7 protein-coding genes are annotated in these 9,698 nt (G+C 61.7%); 3 read left to right on the top strand and 4 right to left on the bottom strand.

Annotation, left to right across the window (positions count from 1 at the left end; all coding sequences use genetic code 11):
- Positions 1-198: 198 nt before the first annotated feature.
- A complete protein-coding gene (locus SGJ19_14410; GenBank protein MDZ4781440.1) occupies positions 199-1,272 on the top strand; it encodes a 3-isopropylmalate dehydrogenase in 1,074 nt (357 codons plus the stop codon).
- A 232-nt stretch (positions 1,273-1,504) separates the two neighbouring features.
- On the opposite strand, the gene SGJ19_14405 is transcribed toward SGJ19_14410, so the two are convergent.
- The gene (locus SGJ19_14405) at positions 1,505-3,019 is read right to left on the bottom strand and encodes a DUF1570 domain-containing protein (GenBank protein ID MDZ4781439.1); all 1,515 of its coding nucleotides are present in this window, start codon (positions 3,017-3,019) and stop codon (positions 1,505-1,507) included.
- Between the two features lie 94 nt (positions 3,020-3,113).
- Positions 3,114-4,613 (bottom strand): DUF1559 domain-containing protein, encoded by a 1,500-nt coding sequence (locus tag SGJ19_14400; GenBank protein ID MDZ4781438.1) that lies wholly within the window; start codon positions 4,611-4,613, stop codon positions 3,114-3,116.
- Between the two features lie 481 nt (positions 4,614-5,094).
- On the opposite strand from SGJ19_14400, the gene SGJ19_14395 reads away from it, so the two are divergent.
- The gene (locus SGJ19_14395; protein MDZ4781437.1) at positions 5,095-6,357 is read left to right on the top strand and encodes a hypothetical protein; all 1,263 of its coding nucleotides are present in this window, start codon (positions 5,095-5,097) and stop codon (positions 6,355-6,357) included.
- 265 nt (positions 6,358-6,622) lie between these two features.
- On the top strand, positions 6,623-7,588 hold the full coding sequence (gene miaA, locus SGJ19_14390; protein ID MDZ4781436.1) for a tRNA (adenosine(37)-N6)-dimethylallyltransferase MiaA: 966 nt from the start codon (positions 6,623-6,625) through the stop codon (positions 7,586-7,588).
- Between the two features lie 300 nt (positions 7,589-7,888).
- Here miaA and SGJ19_14385 read toward each other — a convergent pair whose 3' ends face one another.
- Complete coding sequence (locus tag SGJ19_14385; protein MDZ4781435.1) at positions 7,889-8,872, bottom strand: phosphoglycerate dehydrogenase; 984 nt, start codon at positions 8,870-8,872, stop codon at positions 7,889-7,891.
- A gap of 419 nt (positions 8,873-9,291) precedes the next feature.
- Positions 9,292-9,698 (bottom strand): hypothetical protein (locus tag SGJ19_14380; protein MDZ4781434.1); only part of this gene is annotated, 407 nt, incomplete at its 5' end.

Here is a 9,698-nt window from a genome sequence, read left to right as displayed (position 1 = left end):
TCCGGCCTACCGCAAATCACCCCCAACCTCCGCCGCTTCGCATGCCAACCCCGAAAACTCTTACGCTTCCTAGGCATCATGAAAAACTGATTCGCCCTGTTCAAACTCCCCCGTAACTTGTTCCTCCGCCAAACCCCTGTTAAAATCGCCCCTTCTTCAAATTTCGCCCAGACGCGCAACATTCGCGGGGGATTGCACTTGAGTACTGGCAAGCAGCACAAGATCGCGGTCATCGGCGGAGATGGCACCGGCCCGGAAGTGGCTCGCGAGGGGCTGAAGGTCCTGGAGGCCGTCTCCAAGCTGGAGGGCTTCCGTTACTCGCTGGACCACCTCAACTACGGCGGCGATCACTACCTCAAGACCGGCGAAATCCTCCCCCCGGGCGCCGTCGACAAGTTGCGCGGCTACGACGCCATTTTCCTGGGCGCGATCGGACATCCCGATGTGAAGCCGGGCGTGCTGGAAAAGGGCCTGCTGCTGGAGCTGCGGTTCCAGCTCGATCAATATATCAACCTCCGCCCGGTGAAGCTGTTCCCGGGCGTCGAGACCCCGCTCAAGGACAAGGGCCCGGCCGACATCGATTTCGTAGTCGTCCGCGAGAACACCGAAGACCTGTACTGCGGCGTCGGCGGGTTCCTGAAGAAGGGGACGCCGGACGAAGTGGCCATGCAGTCGGCCGTCTACACCCGCAAGGGCTGCGAGCGCTGCATCCGTTGGGCCTTCGATTTCACGCGCAAGCGCAACAACCCGAAGAAGATGCTCACGCTGGTCGCCAAAACCAATGTGCTCACGTACGGGCACGACCTCTGGTGGCGGACCTTCCAAGAAGTCGCGAAGGAATATCCGGATATCAAGCCGGACTACAACCACGTCGACGCTTGTTGCATGTGGATGGTGAAGAACCCCGAATATTACGACGTGATCGTCACCACGAACATGTTCGGCGACATCATCACCGACTTGGCCGGCATCCTGCAGGGCGGCATGGGCGTGGCCGCCGGCGGGAACATCAATCCCGATCCGGGCGGCGTGAGCATGTTCGAGCCGATGGGCGGCAGCGCGCCCAAGTACACGGGTCAAAACGTGATCAACCCGATCGCGGCGATCAACGCGATGAGCATGCTGCTCGATCAGATCGGCGAAACCAAGGCCGCCGCGCGCGTCATGCAGGCGATCCAGCACGTGACCGGCAAAAAAATGAAAAGCCAAGCCGCCGGCAAAATGGGCTTCGGTACGAGCGAAGTCGGCGATCTGATCTGCGCGGCGCTTTAGGGAACGAAGTAGAAGCCGTTGCACTCGCAGCCCCAAAGGGGCGTCAGATAATAGCCAGCGGTGCAAACCGCTGGTATGGCGAGCACACAAAAGAAACAGCCCCACCGGGGCGGCACATCGTTTTCGACGTGTGCCGCCCCGGTGCGGCTAATGCATTAAACAGACGTCTTCCCCAGAGGCTCGCGCCCCCGGGGCTGTTATCTGACGCCCCTTTGGGGCTCAATCACGACGCCTACTCTTCGTCCTCGTCTTCGCCTTCGTAGTCCGCCATCAGGACGTCGATGTCGGACTTGAGGTCGTCCATGTAATCGCGCCATTCGCGGGTGAGTTTGTCGCGATCGATCTTAATGACTTCGTCGAAGGTCTTGTTCAACGATTCCGGCGAGAACACGACGTCGGAGGGCATTTTGCCGAGCTTATCGTAGAAGGCCAGCATCTCGGTCGTGTGCTGTTCCAGCATGAAGTGCGTCAGCGCCCAGGCCTGGCCGTAAGCGTGCAATTTGCCGGCGTGGTTGGTGGTCAGGTCGAAGATCTGGTCGGTGACGATCCATTCCAAGCTGGAATACTCTTTCTGGTTTTCGACGAGTCCGCGATACCATTCCAACCGGTCTTCATTCACGGCGCCGATACCGGACCAGGTGGCGTCCTTCGGGCATTCGAAGTAAGTCGCCAGGCCTTCATGGACCCAAGAGGGCACCATCACGTGCCGCGGCAGGAGACCGGTGTTGCCGGCCATTTGGTGCGTGCATTCGTGACTCACGACGGTAATGTCCTCGTTCTCCTGCCACATCTTGAAGAGGGCATTGAGGGCGTCGGCGCGGCGGACGATGTCAGAGTTGTTGCCGCCGCGGCCGGAGCGGGCGAGACGGAAGGCTTCTTCTTTTTGTTCCTGCAAAGCGCGGTTCAAGCGGCGCAGGACTTTGAATTCTTCCGTGCCGCCGTGATCGTAGAACACCGCGATGTTATCGCCATGGCTCCAGAAGCCAGCCGCCATTGAGAGCGACGGGCTGAGCATTTCGGCGTAGTTGCGGAATTGCTTCTCTTCGTCGAAGAGCACCACCATCAAGCGTTCCTTGGGGATCTCCAGATTGATTCCCTTGGAATAGAACTTGAACAGGAAGCTCTCATAGACTTTTTCGAGCAAGTCCAAGCGCCGCGCCGCGCGGTCCATCTTGCGCGTCGTCGGTTTCTTACCTTCCTTGTTCAGCTTATTGGTGTTGTGATAGAGAATGAAGTGCTTGCTCTTGCGGATTTCCATGTTCTTGAGGGCGCCGATCTTGTTCCGCAAGATGCTCTCTTGTTCGGAGGATTCGCCCAGGTCGATGCCGTCGATTGTCTTGATCAATTCGGAGAGTCGCTTGGCTTCCGCGTTGGTCGGATCGAGCTCGTTCGCAAGCTTTACGCAATCGCGGAATTGAGGCAACAGCCCGCGTCGGAGCGCCCATTCCGCGGTCTTCATCAGCTCCGTGGCGTCCTTCTTCGACTTGTTGTACATCTTGCCGTACAACTCGGCCGTCGTCGGGCATTTGACTTGATGGCTGATTTCATCCATCTCCAGTTTCAATTCGCCCAGTGACGCATTCTTGAACAAAATCAGCGGCGTATCTCCCACGCGCGCGACGGGGCTGGTTTTTCCTTCCAAAACGACCGTGATGCTGGTGGCCGGCACGGTGTAGATCACCAGATCGCCCGCCGCTCGACCGCAAGTCAGCGCCAACAACGCGCATGCGAACAGCCACCGCTTCATAATAGAATTCCTTGCCGGAGATTGGGTGATCGAGCTCATTCAGAGTTGGCACGTCGGAACGGTCTCCTTTCGCGGAGCGAAAGGAGACTGTGTCTTACTCGTCGTCGCTGCCGCTGTCTTCTTCGTCGTCATCGTCACTGGAGCTATCGTCGTCGTCGTCGTCATCATCATCGTCGCCGCCGTCGCCGATGCGCTGCACGATGACGATCTTGATCTCTGCTTCGTTTTTGAACGGATCGAAATCCTGCGTCGGGAACTTGTCCAATGCCGTGCCAGCCTGCGCCAGATCGACGGTGTCCTTGCCGTGCGTGGTGCATAGGGCGCGGAACAGCGCCGGATCCATGTTGGGCGACAGCGTGCGGGCCGAGCCGTCCGCCATCAACGTCAGCGCGCCGGGTTGTCCGCGGGAACCGAAGCCGTCGAGCGCGTTAAAGTAGTCGTACTTCTTCTCGCCAGTGGCGTCGTCGACGTGCGGGGCGCGGGCGCCGCGGACCGTGGCGCCGCCGCCCAGAATCCACGGGCCAACCAGTTCACCGGAGCCGATCAGCATGATCGTCTGACTTTTTCCGTCGGTGATGTCGCTTTCCTTGGCGACGTCTTCATAGCCGAAGATGCCGGCCCGTTCGTGGCTGCGCGAGAGCGTCGCGGCGACTTCTTGCCGGGCCTCTTCGACGCCCGACATGCCAACGAAATGGGTCAGCCCCATGTTCGGAAACTGGTAGCCCTTCCAGGCCTTGCGATCGTCGCTCGCGTTCAGGAACTGCGGAATGCGATATTGCGCCGCGAAGTAGCTGTCTTTGTCCGTCCACGTCTTTTTGAAGTCAATCCGCTTGTGGATCTTCTCGTAGCCGAGGTACGGCAGCACCTGCGTCATCCAACTGTAGTGGTAAACGATGAAGTCTTCGTCTTTGTCTTCTTCGGCCGGAAATGCGCCGCGAAATTTGCCTTCCGCCTTGGCGTGCCAACTGGTCATCGCGTTGTTGATCGCCTTCTTATCGCCGCTGCTTTCCGCCGCGGCGCTGCCGTCGGCCGGAGGCGTGGCCTCTTCTTCATCGTCCGCGCTCGGTGGCGGCGCGGCGGATGGGGGCGGTGTGGCGCCCGTGGTGATCTCGACTTCCGGGGCGTTGCCTGTCGGCGGCGGAGGCGCCGTTGAGGCGCCCGCGATCGGCGCGACGGCCGGAATTGCGGCCGGCACGATGGGCGCCGGAGTTAGCGCCACGTCGCTGCCGCCACGCCGTCCGCCCAGCACGACTACGAGCACCACGGCCAGAATCAGGAACAAGCCCACGCCGCCGCCGGCGATGCCGGCGATCAGCACCATGTTCGGGCCCTTCTTGCGCCGCGGACGCGGCGGGCCGGCCGAACCGGGCATGCCTGGGCCGCCCATGCCGGGCGCCGCTAGCGGGCCGGAGTTGAACATTGGGTCGCCGCCGCCGGGGCCGAACAAGTCGTCGATCCCGCCGCCCACGCCCGCCGGTTGCAATTCAGGAATCGTCAAGACGTTCCCGCAGCCCGGGCATTTGACCTTCTTGCCCGCTAGTTCGTCCTTAGCCTGGAACCGCTTGCCGCACTGGCAGCCGACAGGGATGGGCATGTTCGCACGCTGGAAAAGTTGAGATTAGACGGGGCGTTCCACCATTCGCTTCGCCTGCCTGGGTCGCAAGGAGTCACACTGCGCCATTTCGCGCCGCAACGCCCCAGGTTTCTTTATAACCGCTGATTTCCTGACTTGCACATGCTTAGCCGCGATTTCTCGCGCGAATCTCATTGCATCGCTCATGTTTGGGATGGGTCGAATCACCTATCAGGGGGTCGCCGCTACCGCTCGTGGGTTGGCGATGCTTCAGGTCTTTTGCCGTCAAAGTCTTCGCAGTTTGCCAGCTTCGCTTGACCCGCAAAGCATCGCGCAACAAGCACTTGCGACGGGCAGATTTCCGATTCGGACGGCTTTGACGCTCAAGCGCACGGTGCGGCGGTTCCGATCCTGGAGAATGTACCGATTGTATCGGTCTTGCCGGCGACGTCCGGTTTGTGCCTGAGGCGGTCCGGCGAAGTATCAGACATCAAGGTGCTCCATGAAGTTCCTCGAGTTGCGACGGTTGAGCCTGGCGATGGTCGCCACGTTTGGACTGTTCGTTGACATCACCTCCGCGGCGCCGACCAAGCCCGTGGGTAAGGCGACGCGACGGCCAAAAACGACGGCGGCCGCGGTGGCCGGCGCCCCGGACGTCGTCGAACGCGCGCCGCTCGAACCGGACGTGGCTTACGAGGGGGAGCAGGTCTCCCACGAGGAGGTCATCTACGAGCCGATTCCCGTCGAGGAAGCGTTCGGCGAGATGCCTGTCCGCCGCTACTGCGCGTCGGCGCCAATCAACATGCTGGGGCATCTCGACGCGCAGAATCGATTGAACGTGTTCAACAACCATTCGGCGCAGCCGATCACCCATGCCTGGTATGGCTTCGCCTTCGCCGCGAACTACTCCGTGGGCGAGATTCAAGACGGCGCGGCACTGGGGCTGACGCACGAATCGGGCGAGTTGCCGAACCAGGTGCGCAATCGCGTCGGCTTCGAACTGGCGCTTTCACGCAATTTCAGCGTCAGCTTTCAGGGCGAGCACATCAACGTGACGGACGCCGAGATTCTGGCCGACCATTGGGTCAATCCTCAGGTCATGCTGAAGCGCGTCTTTTACCGCGACACGCGGAACATTATTTCCGGCGTGGTCGGCGTGAATTTCGAAGGAGACGTGCAACCTCAGGAATCACGCGAAAATTCCTCGTCGGTCAATCCAGGGCTGCTCTGGTATCACACCTGCGGCGAGACTTTCTTCCATGCCGGCTTTCAATTCGGCTTGCCCACGGGCAGCACGGGCATCGATACGCTCAGCTACACGGTGGGCTACGGGCGCTTCCTCTATCGCGATCCTTGCCAGGCCCGCTATAGCAAGCTCTATGGCGGCTACGGCGCGGGACGATCGACGCCTTGTTGCGACGGCGATCCCTGCGACAGTTGCGGCGCGGACGCCTGCCGGGGCGGCTTCTTCGGCTGGCTGCGGCGCGAAGTGGGTCTGCCGATCCACACGGTCACTTGGCAGATCGAAGGCTACGGTAAAGGCATCCTCGGCGACGGACAGTACGCCTTGCCGGTCGGCGATTCGGACTTGCTCAACACGCCGAGCCTGACGATCAACGAACAGGAAGACACGTTCGACCTCACGGTCGGCGGCACGGTCCTGTATGGCAAAGGCTGGGGCGCCAACGCGGCGGTCAGCACGCCGGTGGCCGGCGACGAAGTCTACAGCGTGGCCTTCCTGACCAGCGTTTGGAAGAATTTTTAACAGGTCGTGCAAGCGACGACACTAGCCCGTAGCGCCAGCGAGGGAGAGCGGACGATGCACACAGCTTGAGATCAAACTCTCAGTTGCGCATAGACAAAGCAACTGAGAGTTCCATCTTCAACGGCAGCCGTCGTCATCTCTCCCTCGCTGGCGCTACGTGCTAGTGTAGCGTGGGCAAGCTGCCGTTGGTTTCGTCGATTCTGCGCGATATTCATCTGCGGTTAGAATAGCATTCGAATATTCCTGACCGCCGACACGCCGCCCCATGTCCGATATCGCGCCTGATGACGCTACGTACTTCCCGAGCCGCGTGCCGCGCGCCTCGTGGTTCCTGGTGGGGCCTACGGCGTCGGGCAAAACCTCGATCGGGATCGAACTCGCCAAGACGCTGCCGGCGGAGATCCTTTCGCTGGACTCGATGGCGCTCTATCGCAGACTCGATATCGGCACGGCGAAGCCGACGAGGGAGGAGCGAAGTTCCGCGCCGCATCACTTGATCGATATCCTCGATCCACACGAGGAATACAGCCTGGCGGAATACGTCGCCGCGGCGCGCGCCACCGCTAAGGAGATTCTGGCGCGCGGAAGGACGCCGCTGTTCGTCGGCGGCACGCCGTTGTACTTAAAGGCGCTCCTGCGCGGCATTTTCGTCGGCCCGCCCGCCGATTGGGATTTGCGGCGTGAATGGGAACAACGCGCCGCTGCGGAATCGCCCGACTGGCTGCACGCGCAACTCGCCGAGGTCGATCCCGTGGCCGCGGCGAAACTCCACGTGAACGACGCGCGGCGGATCATTCGCGCGCTCGAAGTCTTGGCCAAGACCGGCCAGCCGATGAGTGTCTGGCAACAGCAGTTCGATCGCTCGCAATCACAAGGCGATTGCCGCGTGTTCGTGCTCGATTGGCCGCGCGCGGAGTTATATCGCCGCATCAACGAGCGCGTGCAAGCGATGTTTGCGGCAGGGCTCGTCGACGAAGTTCAATCGCTGCAAGCAAGCGGCGTCACGCTCGGCCGCACCGCGAGTCAGGCGCTGGGCTACCGCGAAGTCGTGGAACACCTCGCCGGCGAGCGCGACCTCGCCGCGACGATCGAAGTCATTCAGAACCGCACGCGCGCCTTCGCCCGCCGCCAACTCACCTGGTTCCGCAGCCTGAAAGAATGCCGCTGGATCCCGATGAGTGCGGAGCAAACGCCCGCTGACGTAGCGAGAGAAATGCTAAACGCAAATTGAACCGCAGAGGCGCGGAGACGCAGAGTAGCGAATGATGGTTGTAGGGCGGGCCGCGCGCACAATCGACGTGTGTTCTTGTGTCATGGCGGCACTTGCGCGAACCGATTTGACCACCAATGTAAGGCCCGCCGGATTGCGGAGAGGCGGGCCTTACATTCCGAATTTACAGAGAATCAATTTTCGGCACGCGAGTTCAGCATAGCCACGTCGATCGCGCGCACGGCCCGCCCTACAGACTTCGCGCAATTTGGCGTCTTTCGCGGTTAAGTCCTCTGCGTCTCCGCGGTTCAAAAAGGTTTGTCACCACTTCCAGTCCGGCCGGATCGATTCGTTTACCACGCAGCCTTCCGGCCAGCGGCCTTGGTGTAGATCGACGATGCATTGCGCCGCCAGCGAGCTCATCGCGATTTGCGAGGCATGATCCAGGCCGCCCATGTGCGGGCTGAGTAGGACGTTGTCCAATGTCAACAGCGGACTGTCGATTGGCAGCGGTTCGATTTTAAAGACGTCGAGCCCCGCGCCGGCCAGATGACCCGATTTGAGCGCGTCGTACAGCGCCTGTTCATCCACGAGCCCGCCGCGCGACGTGTTGATGAAGATCGCGCCGGGCTTCATCCGCGCCAACGTACGGGCGTTGATCACATCGACGGTCTCCGGCGTGCAGGGCATGTGCAAGCTCACGATGTCGGCCTGCGCCAACAACTCGTCGAACGAAACCAACTCGATGCCGTGCTGCGACACGAACTCCTGATTGGCGAAGGGATCGCACGCGATAATCTTGAGGCCGAACGCTTGAGCGCGGGGCACAATCGCGCGGCCAATCCGACCCAGTCCAGCCAGCCCCAGCACCTGGCCGGCCAAACGCGGCAATGATTGGCGTTTCCACGCGCCGCTGCGGACTTCGCGATCGCGCGCCGGAAATCCGCGCGCGATGCCGAGCACGAGCGCCATCGCCGTTTCGGCGACCGACGGTTCATTCGTTCCCGGCGTGATGGTGACCGCCACACGATGATCGGTCGCGGCCGGCACGTCGACGGCGTCGTAGCCGACCCCCATCCGCGCGATCACTTTCAGTTTCAGCACCGCGAACATGCTGCGCGTGTAGGGCTCCGCGCCGGCCAACACCGCCTCGACGTTCCCTAGGAGCTCCATGGGCGTATCGGGGTCCATCGAAGAGCGCCCCGCCGGTGGAAACACGACCTCGCAGCCGCCGGTCCGTAGGATCTCCAGCGCCGGCCAATTTCCTTCGCGCAACATGAACGGCGTCACCAACACTCGGGGCATGGCAGGCGTACTCGCGGCGGGGACGGAGTGAAGGGAAGTCCCGACAGGTGGTCAGGAGCGCTGCCCGGTTCTAACCGCCTATGCGGCAAGGTTCAAGTGACGCACGCGTTAACCAGGTTGCGAAGCGCCGCGTAGGTCGGACCGAGGGGTATTCAAAAAGAGTGTGACAAGTCACGTATGCGTAAGCCCCGACAGGGGCGGCAGACAATAGCCAGGGGTGCCAATCCCTGGAAGATGCAACCTGTCATAGGACATAAGCCCCACGGGGGCGACACCATTCAAGGGCTGCGCCAATGTGTCGCCCCGATGGGGCTCGCTGATTTCACTTCCTTCACCTATCCAGCGGTTTGTACCGCTGGCTATTACCTGACGCCCCGTTGGGGCTGAGAACTTGAGTGGCGAGAGTGCTTGCGCCATCCTTACGCCGCCCGCAACGTATCAGCGATCTTGGGCAACGATGTACTATGCGATTTCGCCGCAATGCGAAACGGCGGTCGCACTGGATGCGTCGGCGAGGCGGGCGTTTGCACTTCGTGGCGACGTCCCGAGGCGGCCCAGGCTTCCGCCTCGTCGGTGAGGCGATTCAACAGCCGCTCGACTTCGCCGCGGTAATGTTCCAGCCCGTCGCGGTCGAGGTCCGGCGGAATCTGAATTTCCCGGCTGACGACGCCCCGCGCTCGTGAGTACGGTCGCGGCAGCGCGAAGCGATCCCACGTCGGCATGCGCCAGGGCCGATCGAACCCGTAGCCCATGGCGACGAGCGGCAGCCCAAGCTTCGAGGAGAGATAGATCGGCCCTTGCGCCAGCGTGCGGCGCGGACCGCGCG

Source organism: Planctomycetia bacterium (genome assembly GCA_034440135.1).
GTDB lineage: Bacteria > Planctomycetota > Planctomycetia > Pirellulales > JALHLM01 > JALHLM01.
The sequence above is the reverse complement of the archived record's forward strand: the minus strand, read 5'-3'. Positions and strand labels throughout refer to the sequence as shown.